The organism is Nocardiopsis sp. CNR-923 (genome assembly GCF_001942255.1).
Lineage (GTDB): Bacteria > Actinomycetota > Actinomycetes > Streptosporangiales > Streptosporangiaceae > Nocardiopsis.
The window spans coordinates 1-16,790 of the sequence record NZ_MKKC01000124.1; the positions used below are offsets into that span (position 1 = coordinate 1).

18 protein-coding genes and 3 pseudogenes are annotated in these 16,790 nt (G+C 72.9%); 16 read left to right on the forward strand and 5 right to left on the reverse strand.

The features are described from left to right. The first annotated feature begins 332 nt into the window (after window positions 1–332). Together BJF83_RS28025 and BJF83_RS22270 are read left to right on the forward strand one after the other, a co-directional pair. Window positions 333–599 carry a hypothetical protein gene (locus BJF83_RS28025; RefSeq protein WP_075927851.1) on the forward strand — a complete coding sequence of 89 codons (267 nt, stop codon included), beginning with the start codon at window positions 333–335 and terminating at the stop codon, window positions 597–599. Between the two features lie 23 nt (window positions 600–622). After that, entirely contained in the window at window positions 623–1,471 is an 849-nt protein-coding gene (locus BJF83_RS22270) for an alpha/beta fold hydrolase (protein WP_187347203.1), read from the forward strand. Window positions 1,472–1,509: 38 nt separating this feature from the next. On the opposite strand, the gene BJF83_RS22275 is transcribed toward BJF83_RS22270, so the two are convergent. Together BJF83_RS22275 and BJF83_RS22280 are read right to left on the reverse strand one after the other, a co-directional pair. Beyond that, complete coding sequence (locus BJF83_RS22275; RefSeq protein WP_075927852.1) at window positions 1,510–2,835, reverse strand: dicarboxylate/amino acid:cation symporter; 1,326 nt, start codon at window positions 2,833–2,835, stop codon at window positions 1,510–1,512. Window positions 2,836–3,118: 283 nt separating this feature from the next. Continuing rightward, window positions 3,119–3,550, reverse strand: coding sequence for a PaaI family thioesterase (locus BJF83_RS22280; protein ID WP_187347204.1), 432 nt, complete (start codon window positions 3,548–3,550; stop codon window positions 3,119–3,121). Between the two features lie 77 nt (window positions 3,551–3,627). On the opposite strand from BJF83_RS22280, the gene BJF83_RS22285 reads away from it, so the two are divergent. The 6 genes from BJF83_RS22285 (at window position 3,628) to BJF83_RS22305 (ending at window position 8,560) form a co-directional block, all read left to right on the forward strand. Then, the gene (locus BJF83_RS22285) at window positions 3,628–4,071 is read left to right on the forward strand and encodes a MarR family winged helix-turn-helix transcriptional regulator (RefSeq protein ID WP_075927854.1); all 444 of its coding nucleotides are present in this window, start codon (window positions 3,628–3,630) and stop codon (window positions 4,069–4,071) included. A 166-nt stretch (window positions 4,072–4,237) separates the two neighbouring features. Further along, window positions 4,238–5,080, forward strand: a complete 843-nt coding sequence (locus BJF83_RS22290) for a phytanoyl-CoA dioxygenase family protein (RefSeq protein ID WP_075927855.1) — start codon at window positions 4,238–4,240, stop codon at window positions 5,078–5,080. A gap of 399 nt (window positions 5,081–5,479) precedes the next feature. After that, a complete protein-coding gene (locus tag BJF83_RS31310; RefSeq protein WP_394329373.1) occupies window positions 5,480–5,692 on the forward strand; it encodes a hypothetical protein in 213 nt (70 codons plus the stop codon). Beyond that, window positions 5,689–6,432 (forward strand): hypothetical protein, encoded by a 744-nt coding sequence (locus tag BJF83_RS22295; RefSeq protein ID WP_394329374.1) that lies wholly within the window; start codon window positions 5,689–5,691, stop codon window positions 6,430–6,432. Before BJF83_RS31310 ends, BJF83_RS22295 begins: the two co-directional genes overlap by 4 nt. Window positions 6,433–6,668: 236 nt before the next feature. Next, on the forward strand, window positions 6,669–7,928 hold the full coding sequence (locus tag BJF83_RS22300) for a sensor histidine kinase (RefSeq protein WP_143832035.1): 1,260 nt from the start codon (window positions 6,669–6,671) through the stop codon (window positions 7,926–7,928). Further along, on the forward strand, window positions 7,916–8,560 hold the full coding sequence (locus BJF83_RS22305; RefSeq protein ID WP_075927856.1) for a response regulator transcription factor: 645 nt from the start codon (window positions 7,916–7,918) through the stop codon (window positions 8,558–8,560). The genes BJF83_RS22300 and BJF83_RS22305 overlap by 13 nt, the downstream gene beginning before the upstream one ends. 156 nt (window positions 8,561–8,716) lie before the next feature. Here the strand turns inward: BJF83_RS22305 and BJF83_RS22310 are convergent, their stop codons facing one another. Beyond that, window positions 8,717–9,676, reverse strand: a complete 960-nt coding sequence (locus BJF83_RS22310) for an exonuclease domain-containing protein (protein WP_075927857.1) — start codon at window positions 9,674–9,676, stop codon at window positions 8,717–8,719. Between the two features lie 136 nt (window positions 9,677–9,812). Further along, window positions 9,813–10,094, reverse strand: a pseudogene (locus BJF83_RS26295) (TipAS antibiotic-recognition domain-containing protein); the annotation flags it as partial. A gap of 47 nt (window positions 10,095–10,141) precedes the next feature. On the opposite strand from BJF83_RS26295, the gene BJF83_RS22320 reads away from it, so the two are divergent. Genes BJF83_RS22320 through BJF83_RS22330 form a run of 3 tightly spaced genes read left to right on the forward strand, consistent with a single transcriptional unit; the run spans window position 10,142 to window position 12,711 of the window. Then, window positions 10,142–11,086 (forward strand): metal ABC transporter substrate-binding protein, encoded by a 945-nt coding sequence (locus tag BJF83_RS22320; RefSeq protein ID WP_075927858.1) that lies wholly within the window; start codon window positions 10,142–10,144, stop codon window positions 11,084–11,086. Between the two features lie 9 nt (window positions 11,087–11,095). Next, complete coding sequence (locus tag BJF83_RS22325) at window positions 11,096–11,839, forward strand: metal ABC transporter ATP-binding protein (protein WP_075927859.1); 744 nt, start codon at window positions 11,096–11,098, stop codon at window positions 11,837–11,839. Continuing rightward, window positions 11,830–12,711: a metal ABC transporter permease gene (locus BJF83_RS22330; RefSeq protein WP_075927860.1), complete on the forward strand. Its 882-nt coding sequence runs from the start codon at window positions 11,830–11,832 to the stop codon at window positions 12,709–12,711. Before BJF83_RS22325 ends, BJF83_RS22330 begins: the two co-directional genes overlap by 10 nt. Before the next feature lie 219 nt (window positions 12,712–12,930). Here BJF83_RS22330 and BJF83_RS31315 read toward each other — a convergent pair. Further along, window positions 12,931–13,739: pseudogene (locus tag BJF83_RS31315) on the reverse strand (thioesterase family protein). A gap of 125 nt (window positions 13,740–13,864) precedes the next feature. Between BJF83_RS31315 and BJF83_RS22340 the strand changes: the two are divergent. The 5 genes and pseudogenes from BJF83_RS22340 to BJF83_RS28030 all read left to right on the forward strand — a co-directional run bounded on the left by BJF83_RS22340 (window position 13,865) and on the right by BJF83_RS28030 (window position 16,630). Beyond that, window positions 13,865–14,625 (forward strand): annotated as a pseudogene (locus tag BJF83_RS22340) (MerR family transcriptional regulator). A 257-nt stretch (window positions 14,626–14,882) separates the two neighbouring features. Next, window positions 14,883–15,359: a peroxiredoxin gene (locus BJF83_RS22345; protein WP_075927863.1), complete on the forward strand. Its 477-nt coding sequence runs from the start codon at window positions 14,883–14,885 to the stop codon at window positions 15,357–15,359. Between the two features lie 39 nt (window positions 15,360–15,398). Further along, entirely contained in the window at window positions 15,399–15,527 is a 129-nt protein-coding gene (locus BJF83_RS29890; protein ID WP_262391766.1) for a hypothetical protein, read from the forward strand. A gap of 267 nt (window positions 15,528–15,794) precedes the next feature. Continuing rightward, window positions 15,795–16,457, forward strand: a complete 663-nt coding sequence (locus BJF83_RS22350) for a hypothetical protein (RefSeq protein ID WP_262391767.1) — start codon at window positions 15,795–15,797, stop codon at window positions 16,455–16,457. Further along, a complete protein-coding gene (locus BJF83_RS28030; RefSeq protein WP_187347205.1) occupies window positions 16,454–16,630 on the forward strand; it encodes a hypothetical protein in 177 nt (58 codons plus the stop codon). The genes BJF83_RS22350 and BJF83_RS28030 overlap by 4 nt, the downstream gene beginning before the upstream one ends. Window positions 16,631–16,790: the final 160 nt, after the last annotated feature.

Sequence of the window (16,790 nt, forward strand, 5' to 3'; positions counted from 1 at the left end):
TTCTCGGACATGCGGGCTCCTGGGGGGTAGGGGGCGGCTCGCTTCCCGGGGGGAAGGGGCGAGAGGCGCCGTTCCCCATCCGGCCACGCGATCCGGTACGCCCCAACCAGCGGACGGTGAACGTTGGCCGCTCCAGAGTGACGATCAGGCGACGATCCGTCGCCGTGTCGGTCTGTAGCGTCGTTGCTGGTTCACCACGATACGAACCCATGTGGCGACGCACGGTGACATTACCGTCGTGTCGCTCGGAGAATTCCGGTACGCCGTGTGCGGAGCGTTCGGCGAAGGCGTGGCGCCCGCGTGCGCGCACGGTGACGCGGCGGGGCGCGCCCGTGGTTCCGGACACCAAGGAGGTGCTCGCCGACGCCCGGCTCCAGGCCGCCATCACCGGCCCCAGTCGGGCCACGGTGACCTCCCTGGCCCAGTTGGGCACCGACCTGTCCACTCTCACCACCTACGCGGTGTACGCCGGTGTATTCGTCTTTCTCGGGCACTCCGGGACGTTCGCCCTGCTCGCGGCCCCCTATCTCGTGGCGTCCGTGCTGTGGGCGGGTTCCGGTGTGCGACGGACCCGAGACAGGTCGTGTGCGAGGCTCTAGCATCGGTAACCGTGGGATATCAGATGACGAACACCGCGAACACCGACGGCCCGGGCACTGCCTCCGTGCGCGGGATCGACATCAGCTACACCGACCGTGGAGCTGGGTATCCGCTCCTGCTGATCCACGGCCATCCCTTCGACCGGACGATGTGGGATCCGCAGGTCCAGGCGCTGGCCGGGCGCGGCTACCGGGTCATCGCACCGGACCTGCGCGGGTACGGGCGCAGCTCGGTGGTGCCCGGGATCACCACTTTGGAGACGTTCGCCCGCGACCTGGAGGCCCTGCTCAACCACCTGGACCTGGGCATGGTGGGGATCGTCGGGTTGTCCATGGGCGCCGAGGTCGCGTTGGAGCTGTACCGGCTCTTCCCCGACGGTGTCGACACCCTCACCCTGGCGGCCACCACGCCGCACCCGGTGACCGAGCGGGGTCGACGCGACCGCCAGCGCATGGCGGCGCGGCTGTCGGCCGAGGGCATGAGCGGGTACGCCGACGAGATGCTCGTGGGCATGGTGAGCCCGGCCAACGTGTGTGAGATGCCGGAGGTCGCCGCGCACGTGCGCGCCATGATGGGCGCGGTGCCGCCGGAGGGGGCCGCGGCCGCCCTGCGCGGTCGGGCCCGGCGCCCCGACCACGTGCCGCTGCTGCCCAGGGTGTCGTGTCCGACCCTGCTCGTGGCGGGCCGGGAGGACCCCTTCACGCCGCCGGAACTGGCGGAGAGCATGCACGTGCTGGTGCCGGACTCGGTCGTGGAGATCGTGGAGGGGGCGGCCCACCTGCCCAACCTGGAGCGGCCGGAGCGGTTCAACGAGGCCCTGCGCCGGTTCCTGGAACGCAACCGCACCCGCGTGCGGAGCCGGTCGGCCTGACCCACCGGTGCGGGCTGCAGGCCGGGGCAGCCGGTGGGTCACTCCCGGGCGGGGGCAGCCCCGGCGTCCGCGCCGCCCGGCGGATCCTCCGGGGCGTCCGGATCGCCGAGCATACCCCTCTCCGTTCCGGCCACGACCCGGGTTCCGGTCAGGTCGCCGGTGACGTTGCACATCGTGCGGGCCATGTCCAGGATCGCGTCGATTCCGGCGACCCATCCCACGGGGGCCAGCGGAAGCCCGACCGAGGTGACGGCCATCGACAGCATGACCAGTCCGGCGCCGGGAACCCCGGCGGTGCCGATCGACGCCAGGACTCCGACGAGCACGACCGTGAGCAGCTGGCCGACGGTGAGCTCGACCCCGGCGATGTTGGCCACGAACACGGTGGCCGCGCCGACGTAGATCGCGGTCCCGTCCATGTTGACGGTGGCTCCGAGAGGCAGGCTGAAGCCGTAGACGCCCTCGCGCACGCCCATCCGCTTGGCCGCCGCCGTGGTGACCGGGAGCGTGCCGCTGCTGGACCGGGTGACGAACGCGGTGAGCATCGGGTCCTTGGCCGCGGCGAAAAACCGTCCGATCTGGGCTCGGAACAGCGCCAGGATGAGGACGTAGGCGATGATCTGGACGGCGATCGCGCCGTAGACGACGGCCGTGAGCCGCACCAGGGGCAACAGCACCTCGGTGCCCGTGTCGGCGAGCACGGCGGCGATCAGCGCGAACACACCGACCGGCGCGTACTCCAGGACGCCGCGCACGACCCTGAAGACCAGTTCGACCGCGCCGTCGACCGCGCGCTTGAGCAGCACGCCCAGCCCCTGGACGCGGTCGTCGCCGCTGCCGAGCATGAAGGCCAGGGCAAGACCGGTCACGATCGCGCCGAACATCACGGCCAGGACGTTGCCCTCGGCCAGGGACTGGAAGGGGTTGGCCGGGACGATGTCGAGCAGGACCTCGGAGACCGAGGTCGGCTCCGGAGCCTCCTGGCCCTGTTCGGGCAGGTCGAGACCGGTGCCGGGGGAGACGGCCAGGGCCAGCGTCAGCCCGACCGTCATCGCCACGGCCGACGTGACCAGGTAGAACGCCAGGACCTTGAGGCCGATGCGGCCCAGTCGCTGCGGCGAGAGCGAGGCGACGCCTGTGATCAGGGTGGTGATGATCAGGGGAAAGATGAGCATCCGCAGCAGGCGGAGGAAGAGTTCGCCGAGAGGTTCGAGGACGGGCAGGGCCCAGTCCTGCCAGCCCAGGACGTTGGCCGCCAGTCCGAAGCACACTCCGGCGGCCAGGGCCACGGCCATCTTCCAGATGAGGGGGATGTCGAGGTAGCGCCGCCACAGCGAGCGCGGCGCCTCATGGGTGGTGGACATCGTCGTCCTTACGCGGTGTGGGGGAACGGGTGATCGGTTCATACCGATCCGTGACGCCAACGACACGTCACGATCGGATATCCGGCCGTGACAGGGCGGCCCCGCCCCCGTCCGGAAGGCCCACATGCGACCGTGACCGACGACGAACCATCCCGTCGGCCCCGCGACCGCGCGTGGACGGGGACCCCCCGCTGCCGCCGCACGCGAGCGCCCTGGGCGCTTCGCCGAGCGGGCCGGGGAGTTGGGACCGTGGGACCGGCGCTCCCGAGGTCCCACGCGGGGTTCAGGAGCCGCCGGTCGCCTCGGCCACCGCGACGCTGCCCTGGGCCACGGCGCACAGGGTCTCCTCGCCCCGCTCGTCCACCGTGTACAGGTCGCACCGGCACACCGCGCGGGTGCGCCCGGCCCGGACCACCCGCGCCCGGGCGCTCAGCACGGCGCCGCGTGCGGGGCGCAGGTAGTCGACGGAGAAGCCCGCGGTGACCAGGCTCGTCCCGACCGCGGTGCCCGCGGCGAAGGTCAGCGCGTTGTCCGCCGCGTAGCTGAGCACACCGCCGTGCACGAACCCGTTCTGTTGGCGCAGGTCATCCCGGATGTCCAGTTCCAGCGTGGCGGCGCCGTCGCCGAAGGCGGTCAGGCGGGCGCCGAGCAGGACGCTGAACGGCTGGGCCTCCAGCACCTTCCGCGCCACCGTCAGGTCCAGGGTCTCGTCCACGGCACACCTCGATCCGATTTCACTTCACTGGTGAAGTGACCATGTCGCGTCCGCGGCACCTCTGTCAAGATCGACACATGTCCGAGCCCGACCAGCGCCTGTACTTCCTCCTCCAACGGGCCGCGCACCAGCTGCGCACCACCGCCGACCGCCGCCTCCAGGCCGCGGCCGGGATCACCACCGCGCAGCTCGGCGCGCTGTTCGCCGTGCGCGCCGGTCCTGGCACCACCCAGCGCCAGCTCGCCCAGGTGCTGGGACTGCGCGAGTCCGCCGTCACCGCGCTGGTCACCCGCCTGGTCCGGGCGGGTCTGGTCGCCAAGCGCGCGCACCCCAGCCAACACCGCGCCGTGGTGCTGGAACTGACCGACGACGGCGCCGCCGCCCTGCGCGCCGCCCAACCCGAGATCGACCGGTTCAACGGCCAGATGCGGGCCCTGCTCGGCGACCAGGGGTTCGCGCAGACCAACGCCGCCCTGCGTGCGCTCGCCCGCTGGCAGCCGGAGGAGGCGGCCGGGCCCTGACGCCCTGCCGACCGTCGACGTCGTGCGCCGGTCCGGTGGAGCGGTGGACACCGCCGAAAACCGCTGGACCGCAGGTCCCCGCGTGGAACCATCCGACACGGACCGTCCCCCGTGCCGGACGTCCGCGGTATCCAGCCACCACGTCGATTCCAGGAGGGCGCCCGACATGCGCACAGAAGGGCCCACCGACGAACAGGTCGAACGGTTCATCGCCGACGGATTCCTCCACCTGGAGGAGGCGTTCCCACGCGAGCTGGCCGACGAGGCCCGCGCCATCATGTGGGAGGCGACCGGCAAGGATCCCGACGACCCCACGACGTGGGACGAACCGGTCGTCAGACTCGACAGTTTCGCGCAGCGCCCGTTCTATCTGGCCGCCAACACCGACCAGCTGCACGCCGCCTTCGACCGCCTCGTCGGCCCCGGCCGTTGGAGGGAGGTCATGGGCCTCGGGACCTTCCCGGTGCGCTTCCCGCACCCGCAGGACCCCGGAGACGACGGCTGGCACATCGACGCCGGATGGCACCCCGAACTGGTCCGGATGGCCGGCCGCGAGCATCAGATCGACTGGGCCTCGTTCGACTGGGGCGGGTTCCGCACCAACCTGCGCTCCCGTGGCCGCGCGTTGTTGATGCTCTTCCTCTTCTCCGACGTGGAGGCCGACGACGCGCCCACCCGGATCCGCGTCGGATCCCACCTGGACGTCCCCCGGTCGCTGGAACCGCTCGGAGAGGAGGGCGGGAACGTCACCGGCGAGCAGGAGAGCATGCACCGCCCGATCGCCCTCGCCACCGGCCGTGCGGGCGACGTCTATCTGTGCCACCCCTTCCTCGTGCACGGCGCGCAGCCGCACCGCGGCACCCGGCCCCGCTTCATGGGACAGCCTCCGCTGGTTCCCAGCACGAAGATGCGGCTCCACCGCCCGCACGGGCGTTACTCCCCCGTCGAGATCTCGATCCTGCGCGGCCTCGGGCGTGACCCGGGCCTGGCCCCCTGGGAGGCCGCCTGACCGCCGCCGGCAGGGGTGCGGCCGTCTGAGCGGCGCTGCGACCAAGCACCGTCGCCCCGCCGTTCCGCTCGGGCAAGCCCAGGGCATCCTTGGGCAAGGAGCACGTCTGGACCGACGTGCCGACCACCGGTCGAGAGCACCATGGAACCCAGGATGGCCTGACGGCCGACCCTGAGAAGGAGGTGGGCGGGGCGGGGGAGACGCGCCCCGCGCGATCATGGACCTTGGTTTTCTGCGTCCGCTGTACGAGAGCGGCGCCCCGGTGGCCTCGGTGCACCTGGACACCAGCCGCGGCAGCAGGGAAGCCGACAGGGAGATCGAGCTGCGCTGGCGCCACCTGCGCGAGGAACTGGCCGTGCTGGGCACGGACGAGGCCACGCTCACGCCCTGGAGGAGGCCGTGGGCGGAGGGGACTCCCAGTCCTTCGGCACGCACGGCCAGTCCCTGTTCGCCTCCGACGGGCAGCTGCTGTCCTCCCACACGCTCACCGAACCCCCGCGCCAGGACCGCGCCACGTGGTCGCCCGTCCCTGACGTCCTTCCCGTGGCCGTCGACCGGGACCGCCACCAGCCGTTCGTGCTGGTGCGCTCGACCGCGTCAACGCGCGCGTGACCGCCTACCCCGCCTACCCCAGCCACGGACCCGCCTCCGAGCGGGACGTCACCGGAGACGACCTGCAAGGCATCGACGTCATGAGCCGCGGCGGCCCCGGCAACCTGGGCGGCTACAACGGCCGCTTCCCCGGCAAGTCCGTCGCCCAGGACATGTGGCGGGACAACACCGCCAAGGTCGCCCAGCACGTGCGGGACGCGGTCGCGGAGGTCGACGCCGCGGTGATCTTCGTCGGCGGAGACCAGGAGGCCATCTCCTACCTGCGCGACAACCTGTCCGAACGTCGCATGGACGTGCCGATCCTGCTCGTGGCGGGCGGGCGCGGCGGCCCCGACGCCGAGGAGCGGCTGCACGAGGCCGCGGCCGAGGCGCTGCGTGAGTTCGTCGTCCAGGGGCAGGAGCACGTCGCCGCCGAGTACCACCGCAAGCTCGCACACGACCAGGCGGTCTCGGGGACCGAGCCCACGCTGCCGATGCTGTCCGAGGCCCGGGTGCGCACGCTGCTGCTCGGCGCCGCGCGGGACCGCGAACCCCAGTTGTGGGGATCGCCCACCGAGCCGATCCTGGTGAGCTCGCACCGCACCGACATGGACGACCCCGAGTCGGCCTTCCGGGCTCCGGCCAGCGCGTTGATGCTGCGCTCGGCGGTGACGTCCGACTCCGGGTTCACCGAGCTGCGCGAGAACGGCGAGCCCAGCGGGGACAGCGGCGCCATCCTGCGGTACGCCAGCCACACCTGAGCGGCGCTTCCCGGCACCGCGCGGCCGTGCGGGGTCAGGAGGCTGCCGTGGCGACGCGCACGCGCCGGCGTCGCCGGACGTGCCGGCGGTCCTGGGGTACCTGCGGTCGACCCCACCCCGGCGCCGGAGGGCGACCGCAGCCGTCCCGGCGGAAACCCCCAGGGCCCCGGCCGCGGTCCGGACGCTAGAGTCGTCGTCGCTGCGCCGACCGGCCAGCGGAGGGGGAGACCACGGTAGTGGCGGCGACAGGGCGGGACGTGCGGGCTCGGACCGCGGCGGCGGTGGCGCTCGCGGGCGGGCACGCGCGGGTCCTGGTCGCGGTCCTGGCCGGGCTGGGCACGGCCGCCCTGACCGCGGCCGGGGCCGTCCTGGCGGTGGCCGCGCTACCCGCCCTGGCCTGGCCCCGCGCCCGCCGGCGGGTGGCGCCCGCGCTCGCCGCGGGCGTGCGGGCGGTCGCCGACCTGGAAGTGCGCCGTCTTTCCCGCTGGGCGGGGCTGGGGCTCCACGCGTGCCCGGACACGGCGCCACGGGCGCTGTACCTGGGCGTCCGACTGGTGGTGGCGGCCGTGACGGCGGCGGTCCTGTTCGTGCTCGGCGGACTGTGGGCGTTGTTCACCGGGGGCACGGTGTGGGAGGCGGTCACCGGCACCGCGTCGCAGGTGTGGATCACCCTGCCCGGGGTGAGTCTGTCCACGTCCACGCTCGCCCTCGGCGCCTCGTTCGCCCTCGTCACCTTCCTGGGACTGTGGGGCGCCCTGGCCGGGGTCACCGCGCTGGACCGGTCATTGGCCCGGCGGATCCTGGGACCCAGCACCGAGGACCTCCTCACCCGGCGCATCGACGAACTGGCCCGGAGCCGTTCGGGGATCGTCCGCGCCGTCGACGAGGAGCGCCGCCGCATCGAACGCGACCTGCACGATGGCGTCCAACAGCGCGTGGTGGCCCTGGCCATGTTGCTCGGCAGGGCACGGCGGGGCGACGACCCCGAACGCGCCGCCCGCCTGCTCGGCCAGGCGCACGAACAGACCCGGGTCTTGCTGGACGAACTGCGCGAGGTGGCCTGGCGGGTCTACCCCACGGCGCTGGACACGCTCGGGCTGGAGTCGGCCCTGAACGAGATCGCCGAACGCGCCCCGCTGCCCGTCACCGTCGAATGCGACCTGCTTGAACCGCTGCCGCCCACCGCCGCCACCGCCGTCTACTTCACGGCGCGCGAGGCCATCACCAACGCCGTCAAGCACGCCCGCCCCCACCGGGTGGAGGTGCGGGTGCGCGCCGACCACACCCGCGTCGAGCTGAGCGTGACCGACGACGGCCCCGGCGGCGCCGACCCGCGCGGCCAGGGCCTGACCGGCCTGCTCCGCCGCGTGCGGGCACTCGACGGAACGCTGTCCGTGCACAGCCCCGACGGCGGTCCCACGGTCGTACGCGCGCACGTGCCCCTGACCGACCGACCCACCGCACCCACGGACACGGAGCCCACATGCGCCTGGTGATCGCCGACGACTCGGTCCTGCTGCGGGAGGGGCTGGTGCGACTCCTGGAGGAGGAGGGGCACCAGGTCGTGGCCGCGGTCGGCGACGCCGACACCCTGCTCGACGCCGTCGCCGAGCACACCCCCGACGCCGCCGTGGTGGACGTGCGCATGCCCCCGACCCACACCGACGAGGGACTGCGCGCCGCCCTGCGGGTGCGGGCCGACCACCCCGCCGTGGCGGTGCTCGTGCTGTCGCAGTACGTGGAGCGGCGGTACGCGGCCGAACTGCTCTCAGGGTCCTCCGGGGGCGTGGGCTACCTGCTCAAGGACCGGGTCTCGGAGGTGGGGGAGTTCCTCGACGCGCTGGAGCGGGTGCGCGCCGGCGGCGCCGCCTTCGACCCCGAGGTGGTGCGCCGCCTGCTGGCCCGCAGCGCCCACGTCGACCCGCTGGCCGCGCTCACCCCGCGCGAGCGCGACGTGTTGGAGCGCATGGCCCAGGGGCTGACCAACACCTCCATCGCCGAGCGGTTGCACGTGTCGGTCAGCGCGGTGGAGAAGCACGTCAACGCGATCTTCGACAAGCTGGGGATCGCCCACACCACCGGCTACAGCCGCCGCGTGCTCGCGGTGCTGCGCTACCTCGGTTCCTGAGGCCGGCGCCGTGGCGGACCAACGCCGACCCGCGCGGGACCGTGCGGCGCAGGGTCGCCGAACGTCGACCGCTGGCGCGACGGGGCGACCGACGCCCTGCTCCGCCAGCTCACCGGCCCGGCGTCCGCGCCCGCCCCGGAGGCGGCCTGAGCGGGCTCAGGCGCCGGTCATGCCGAGTCGGGAGAGCAGTTCGGCCTCGGTGATGATGTCGATGCGCTGCCCGCGCTCGCGGTAGGTCTCGGCGCGGCGGTGCTTGGCGGTCTTGCCGACCCCCGCGTGCGAGCCGACGACGAGCACGTCGGTGGTCCTGGTGACGTTCCTGGCGGGGTGGCCGCCCGCCTCGGCGACGCGCCGCCAGGCCTCGGGCTTGTCCATCGCGGCCAGGTCGCCGGACAGGCACACGGTACGCCCGAACAGCGGGCCGGAGGGGTCGGCGTCGGGACAGGCCTGGGGCATCGGGGTCTCGGCGGCCCTGCGCCAGTGGTCGAACCGGTCGGCGGCGGGCCCGACGGGGGAGGGGGCGGCGACGGGGGTCGGCGCGGTCACCGCGTCCAGGCGGCCCAGGCGCAGTCCCGCGGCGCGGGACAGCTCGGCCAGCGAGGTGGTGCCGTGCTCGGACATGGCGGCGATCATGATGCGGGCGGCCGCCTCGGCGTCGGCGTCGGCGCGGTGGTGGCGGGTGACGCGGTGGCCGATGTGCGCGCACACGGTGGGCAGGCGGTGGTCGGCCAGAGCGCGCCAGGTGCGACGCGACAGGGCGAGCGTGCACGCGTAGTCGATCGCGGGGTGGCCGAGCCCGGTGTGGGCGCACGCCCTGCGCACGACGCCCATGTCGAAGGGCGCGTTGTGCGCGACCAGGGCGCCGCCGTCGGCGAAGTCGAGGATCCGCCGCCACACGGCGTCCCAGGCCGGGGCGTGGGCGACATCGGCGGCGGTGATGCCGTGCACGGCGACGTTGTGGTGGGAGAAGTGGCGCACGGGATCGGGTGGGCGGATGAGGGTGGAGTGGCGTTCCACCGGCCTGCCGTCGACCACGCGCACGAGGCCGACCGCGCAGGCGCTGCCGCGGTCCTGGTTGGCGGTCTCGAAGTCGATCGCGGTCCAGGTGTCGGCCACCGCGCACCTCCCGTTCGTCACTCGCCGCCCGTCGACGGTTGGAGCGTACCGGTACCGCGACGCGTGTGCGGACCGAACGGGTGGAACGGGGGACGCCGATCGGGCGGACTGGGACGCGCCGGCCAAGAGCGTCGCGCAGGTGGACAAACAGGCCCTCGCGGTGGGCGTCGACGGTGGCGGTGAAGCACGCGTCGTCCATGTGCAGCCGACCCGGGCCCCGGTGGATCTGGGGTGTGCGGTCGTAGAACCACCGGGCGATGTGGTCGCGGTGGCGCTCGGCCAGGTCCATGGCGGTGGCGCTGACGCGCCTCCCGCCGTGGCGGACGACGGCACCGGCGGTGGACGCGAGAGCGGCGGGTGGGATCGGCGTCGGGGTCGACGGCGACCGCCGAGCCCCACCCTCCCGTCCGACCGACACTGCCCCGCCATAGCTGAGTTTGGACAGGTTGTGATAGAAAGTTAGGCGTGCCGAACTTCAGAGATGAGTCCCCCTCAAGGTCCTGGCCGTTCGCGCTCGCCGCGGCCACGACCGGTCTCGCCCTGACCGCCTGCTCCGCCGGTTCCACGTCCGCCGAGGACACCCCCGACGACGGGCGCCCTCTGGTCCTGACGACGTTCACGGTCATCGCCGACATGGCCCGCAACGTGGCCGCCGACCGGGTCGAGATCGTCTCCATCACCCGGCCCGGCGTCGACATCCACCTCTACGAGCCCACCCCCGACGACCTCGCGCGCGGCCAGGACGCCGACCTCATCCTGGAGAACGGCATGGGGTTGGAGGCCTGGTTCCAGCAGTTCACCGAACGCATCGACGCCCCCACGGCCACCGTCAGCGACGGCATCGAGCCCATCGCGATCGCCTCCGGCGACTACGAGGGCGAACCCAACCCGCACGCGTGGATGTCGCCCGACAACGCCCTGGTCTACGTCGACAACATCCGCGACGCCCTCGTCGGACTCGACCCCGAGGGCGAGGCGGACTACGACGCCGCCGCCGAGGCCTACCAGACCGAGATCGCCGACGTCGGCGCCTACCTGGAGACCGAACTGGCCGGGGTCCCCGAGTCCAGCCGGGCGCTGGTCACCTGCGAGGGAGCCTTCCCCTACCTGGCCCGCGACGCCGGTCTGACCGAGATGTACCTGTGGTCGGTCAACTCCGAGGGCGAGGCCACACCCCAGCAGACCGCCGCCGTCACCGAGTTCGTCCGCGACAACGACGTCCCCTCCCTCTTCTGCGAGAGCACCGTCAACGACGGCACCCAGCGTTCGGTCGCCCGCGAGACCGGCGCCCAGATGGGCCGCACCCTCTACGTCGACTCCCTGTCCGAGGACGACGGGCCCGTCCCCACCTACCTCGACCTGATCCGCTACGACGCCGAGGCGATCGTCGAGGGTCTCAGCGCCGGTTAAGGAGACGACATGATCCCCGCCATCGAGGTCACCGGGGCGACCGTCCGCTACGGCGACGTGCTCGCCCTGGAGGACGTGAGCCTGACCGTGGGACCCGGCCGCGTCTGCGGCCTGCTCGGCACCAACGGATCGGGCAAGTCCACCCTGTTCAAGACCATCCTCGGCCTGGTCTCGGCCGACCGGGGACGGATACGGATCCTGGGCCGCACCCACACCGCCGCGCGCAGGGAGGGGCTGGTCGGCTACGTCCCCCAGTCCGAGCAGGTGGACTGGGCCTTCCCCGTCCGCGTGCGCGACGTGGTGATGATGGGCCGCTACGGGCACATGGGCCCGCGCCGACGACCCCGCGCCGCGGACCGGCGGGCCGTCGACCACGCCCTGGACCGCACCGACCTCGCCGACCTGGCCGACCGCCAGATCGGCGCCCTGTCCGGAGGCCAGCGCAAGCGCGCGTTCGTCGCCCGCGCCATCGCCCAGGGCGCCGACGTGCTGCTGCTCGACGAACCCTTCGCCGGGGTCGACAAGCGCTCCGAGGCCACCGTCGTCGACCTGCTCGGCTCCCTGCGCCAGGACGGCGCCACCCTGCTCGTGTCCACCCACGACCTGGCCCAGGTGCCCGACCTGTGCGACGAGGCGGCCCTGCTGCAGCGCCGCCTGCTCGCCCACGGGACACCCGACGAGGTCCTGCGCCCCGACGTCCTGCTGGAGGCCTTCGGAGCGCGCCCCGCGCGGGGAGCCGCCGCATGGACGTGATCACCGCCCTGACCCAGTGGTTCACCGAACCGATGCAGTTCGAGTTCGTCCAGCGCGCCCTGCTGGTCAGCGTCGTGGCCGGCGTGGCGTGCGCGGTCCTGTCCTGCTGGATGACCCTGGTGGGCTGGTCGCTCATGGGCGACGCCGTCTCCCACGCTGTCCTGCCGGGCGTGGTGCTGTCCTACCTGTTCGGCGCGCCCTTCGCCGTGGGGGCGCTGGTGTTCGGCGGCGGCTCGGTGGCCCTCATCGGCATCGTCAACCGCACCTCCCGGGTCAAGGAGGACGCGGTCATCGGGGTCGTGTTCACCGCGATGTTCGCGCTGGGGCTGGTGCTCGTCTCCCGCGTGCCCAGCCAGACCGACCTGAGCCACATCCTGTTCGGCAACGTGCTCGGGGTCTCCGACGCCGACATCTGGCAGGTCGTGGTCCTGGCCGCGATCGTGCTGGCCGTGGTCTGGTTCAAGCACCGGGACCTGACCCTGTACGCGTTCGACCCCGTCCACGCGCACGCACTGGGCATCAACCCGCGCCTGCTGGAGACCCTGCTGCTGGGGCTGCTGTCGGTCACCGTCGTGGTCGCCCTCCAGGCGGTGGGGATCATCCTCGTGGTCGCGATGGTCATCATTCCCGGCGCCACCGCCTACCTGCTCACCGACCGGTTCGAGCGCATGCTCCTCATCTCGGCCTCGGTCGCCGTGGCCGCGGCGTTCGTGGGCGTGTTCGCCAGCTTCCACGTCAACGTGTCCACGGGCGGGTCGATCGTGCTGGCCCAGGCGGGCGCGTTCGTCCTGGCGTACCTGTTCTCACCCCGCCAGGGCGTGCTGTGGCGCGGCCGGGGCGCGCGGGCGCTGCGGGCACGCGCCCGGACCTGATCGTGTTCCCCGCGCGGGGGCGCGGAGGGCACCCGGGCGTTCGGCCGGGCACGGTGACGCGGTTCGGCGGTGCGAGAACGCACCGCATGACACCAGCGATGGGAACCGGGCCGGCCGGACGCCCCGGCCACGGCGCCGCGGCGGACGCAGTCGTGGTCACGGGCGCGCTCCCGGCCCGGACGCGTGTCCGCGCCGGGAGCCGCGCGGACCAGCCGGGGCCTACAGCAGCATGGCCAACTGGCGGCCCTGGGCGACCAGGGTGCCCTGGCTGTCCCAGATCTCCATGTCCTCCTCGTGGTAGCCGCCCGACACGTGCTTGGTGAACACCCGGCAGGCCAGCCAACCGGGAGCGGGACGGGCCCGAACGTGCGCGGTCATCTCCACGGTGACGGTGCCGAACTCACCGATGTTCAGCACGGCGGGGATGGCGAAGTCCACCATCGCGGGCAGGCTGTGGGTGTCGGCCTGGCGGCCGTCGGCGAAGCGCAGCCAGAACTCCTCGTAGGGGCGGCCGTCGGTACGGCCGTCCAGCCAACCGGGGCGCCGGGATAGCGGTAGTCCAGGCGGTGGGCGATGGTCACGCCCTCGATTCGGTCGAGTTCCCGGGGCGGCGGGCATTGGTCGGGGTCGGGCAGGTCGGGCGGGCCCTCCAGGTGGAGTTCGCGTCCGCCGTTGGGCGACAGGTCAGCGTAGGTGGCCGTGGCGCGCATGACCTCCCTGCCGCCCTGTTCCAGGATGACCTGGCCGGTCGCGGTGCGGCGGCCCTCGCGGACAGTCTCGGTGCGCATGAGCGCCTCTCCGGCGGCGGCGGGGCGCAGGAAGAAGGCGGAGACGGCGACGGGGTCGGGCTGGTTGAGGGTCTGGCCGAGCGCGTTGAGGGCGGTGCCGAGGACGTAGCCGCCGTTGGGGTGCGTGGTGAGGGTGGTCCACTCGTCGGTGAGGGTGGCTGTGAACGTTCCGTCGGCGGTCTTGTCGACCCGGGTGTCCCGGTCGTACTCGTAGTCGGCGGAGGTGCGGTCAAGGCTCATGGGGTTATGTTACCCGCGAGTAGGTTATGCGGCGGCCCCCTCCGCGCGGTCGCCTTGACCCTGACGCGGCGTCAGGGTCTAGCGTCGCGACCACGGCAACACCAGCGACGACGAGCGGAGGACGGATGGGCCTCACCGTGGGAGAGGTCGCCAGAATCAGCGGCCAGACGGTACGCGCACTGCACCACTACGACCGGATCGGGCTCCTCGTGCCAGCCGAGCGGACCGCCTCCGGCTACCGCGACTACGGCGAGGACGACCTCGAACGCTACGGCAGATCCTCGCCTACCGGGAACTCGGCTTCGGCCTCGACGAGATCGCGACCCTGCTCGACGACCCCGCGATCGACGCCCGGGCCCACCTGGCCCGCCAACACCGCCTGGTGACCGAGCGCATCGACCGCCTGCGTGCCATGGCGCACGCACTCGAACTCCTGATGGAGGCGGACACCGTGGGACTCGGCCTCACCCCGCAGGAACGACTCGAACTCTTCGGCGACTTCGACGTGGACGCCCACGCCGGCGAAGCCGAACACCGCTGGGGACACACCGACGCCTGGACCCGCTCCCGGCACAGGGTCAACCACTACACCAGACAGGACTGGGACCGCCTCAACGCCGAGGCCGAGCCGATCTACCGCGAACTGGCCCAGGCCATGGCCGAGGGTGTTCCGGCGGACAGCACCACCGCCATGGACCTGGCCGAGCGCCACCGCGACCACATCAACCGGTGGTTCTACGACTGCACACCCCAGATCCACCGGGGCCTGGGCCAGCTGTACGTGGACGACGCGCGCTTCACCGCCACCGTCGACGCCCACCGCGAGGGCCTGTCCGCCTACCTGCGCGACGCCTTCGCCGCCAACGCCGACCGGCGGCGGGACTGAACCCGCCCACAGGGCACGACACCTCCAAGAGCCCGACCGGCCACCCGCCGCCCCGTGGAGCCGGTGGCGCCCAGAACCAGAATCGGTCGTCTCATCATGCGACCACCCAAACACGAGGGTCGGACCATCCCCGCGGGCGCGCCGCGAACGGGACCGCGGCGCGGCGGCGCCGACGGGCCGGTGCGATGCTGGGACGGGGAGCCGGCGACGGTCACGGCCTCCTCGTCCCGACGACCCACGTGAAGGAACCGCACACCATGGCCCGAGGCATCCAGGTCGGCGACACCGCGCCCGACTTCACCCTTCCGTCGCAGACCGGTGACCCGGTACGTCTGTACGACCGGCTCGGCGAGCGGACGGTGGTGCTGTACTTCTACCCCAAGGACGACACCCCCGGGTGCACCGCCGAGGCGTGCGCCTTCCGCGACAGCCACGAGGTCTTCGCCGACGCCGGAGCCGAGGTGATCGGGGTCAGCTCCGACTCCGCGGACCGGCACGCGGCCTTCGCCGAACGGCACCGGCTGCCGTTCACCCTGGTCAGCGACCGGGGGAGCAAGGTCCGCAAGAGCTATGGCGTACCGAGTGTGCTCGGTCTGCTCCCGGGCCGGGTCACCTACGTGATCGACCGCCAGGGCACCGTCCGCCACGTCTTCAACTCGATGACGGTCATCGACAAGCACGTCGAGGAGGCGCTGGAGGTGGTCCGAAGCCTCCAGGACGGACAGACCGACTGACCCCTTCGTGCCCTGGGCGGGTCCCGGCTCGGGACGGAGGTGGCGTCGGCCGCCGACTACCTCCGGGCCGGGTCGACCGCCGATCCCGCCGCGATCGCCGAACGCGGCTGGGCCGCCGGGGTCGACCCGGCGTCGACCCGGCCGGGGCTCTGGCCTCGGACCGCCTAAGCGAGGTACTGCTCGCCCTCACCGGACGCGCCCCGCTGCCGGTCGGGTTCAGCGTGTTCGGCGGTGCAAGCGCGTGACCTGACCAGCGGACCGTCCGTTGCCTCCGCACCCGCGGCGGCATCCGGCTCGATCCCGGTGCGACCACAGGCGCCGCACGCCCCCGCGTCGCGGCGACCGCCACCGGCGCGGGACCGGCGGGAAGGCACGGGAGACCGGCCGGAGAATAACCCGTGGCCGATTCTCCGGCCTCCGGCTACCGTGCCGGGCATGGACACCCACGAGCGCCGGTGGCGCAGCCCGGAGCTGGCCCGCACCATGGCGGCGATCGCGCGCGAGGTCGAGGCGGCGTGGTCAGGGCTGTGCCAGGAGTGGGAGGTCCTGCCGGGGACGCCCGAGGAGCGGGACCTGGCCCGCATGGTGACCGAGGAGCCGCACCGGTTCTCCTGGCGGGTGGTCGACGCCGCCCTGGACCGGCAACCCTGCCCGGAATGCGCCCACCCCCTGGGATCGGGCGAGCGCGGCTGCGGGCCCTGCGACCTGGCCGACGGCTACCGCTACGCCGCCCGGGAACCGGACCGCCCGGACGTCCCGCCGGGCAACGAGCACGCCGTGCGCGTGGCCTGGTCGGTCAGCCGCGCGCCGCACCGGCACACCCTCCGCGCGGTCTGCGGTTTCGAGCTGGCACTGCCCGACCTGTACGCGGGAGAGCTGCCCTCCACCCCCCAGGCCCAGCACACCCGCCATCTGATCAACCGGCTCACCGAAGCCCAATGCGCAGACGTGGGCTCCCTCACCGAACTGGCCCTGCTGGCCGGACAGCGCTCCTCACGGCGCGTGGGCGGAACTGGGACGACGGCCGACCGGCTGGGAACCGGACACACACCCGACACGTCCCATCCACGCCCACGCCACACGGAGGGAACGCGATGAAGAAGCACCGCACGACGACGTTCAGCGGCGGCACGTGGCTGGCGATCGGTCTCGGCATGGGAGCCGCGCTCGGCACAGCCATGGACGACCTGGCCACGGGCATCGCACTCGGGCTGGTGTTCGGACTGGGGGTGGGCGCCTCCCAGACCCGCGGGTCACGTTCTGGGGACTGACCCCGCCGCGGAAGGTGTCCCACACCACATCCGCGCGATACGCACCCCGAACCATCTGCTCGTACGCGGTTCTCACCGAGGTCACGGGCCTGGGGTGAGCCCACTGTTTCCCGAGTGTTACGACGCGACACGTCCAGGCAACGCGCACTTCCTACCTTCG

Bases quoted from the DNA above. Each gene is read 5' to 3' on its own strand.
- BJF83_RS22290 (WP_075927855.1), top strand. From the start codon at position 4,238: ATGCGCACAGAAGGGCCCACCGACGAACAGGTCGAACGGTTCATCGCC.
- BJF83_RS22270 (WP_187347203.1), top strand. From the start codon at position 623: ATGACGAACACCGCGAACACCGACGGCCCGGGCACTGCCTCCGTGCGC.
- BJF83_RS22345 (WP_075927863.1), top strand. From the start codon at position 14,883: ATGGCCCGAGGCATCCAGGTCGGCGACACCGCGCCCGACTTCACCCTT.
- BJF83_RS22330 (WP_075927860.1), top strand. From the start codon at position 11,830: ATGGACGTGATCACCGCCCTGACCCAGTGGTTCACCGAACCGATGCAG.
- BJF83_RS22285 (WP_075927854.1), top strand. From the start codon at position 3,628: ATGTCCGAGCCCGACCAGCGCCTGTACTTCCTCCTCCAACGGGCCGCG.
- BJF83_RS22275 (WP_075927852.1), bottom strand. From the start codon at position 2,835: ATGTCCACCACCCATGAGGCGCCGCGCTCGCTGTGGCGGCGCTACCTC.
- BJF83_RS22350 (WP_262391767.1), top strand. From the start codon at position 15,795: ATGGACACCCACGAGCGCCGGTGGCGCAGCCCGGAGCTGGCCCGCACC.
- BJF83_RS28030 (WP_187347205.1), top strand. From the start codon at position 16,454: ATGAAGAAGCACCGCACGACGACGTTCAGCGGCGGCACGTGGCTGGCG.
- BJF83_RS22325 (WP_075927859.1), top strand. From the start codon at position 11,096: ATGATCCCCGCCATCGAGGTCACCGGGGCGACCGTCCGCTACGGCGAC.
- BJF83_RS22305 (WP_075927856.1), top strand. From the start codon at position 7,916: ATGCGCCTGGTGATCGCCGACGACTCGGTCCTGCTGCGGGAGGGGCTG.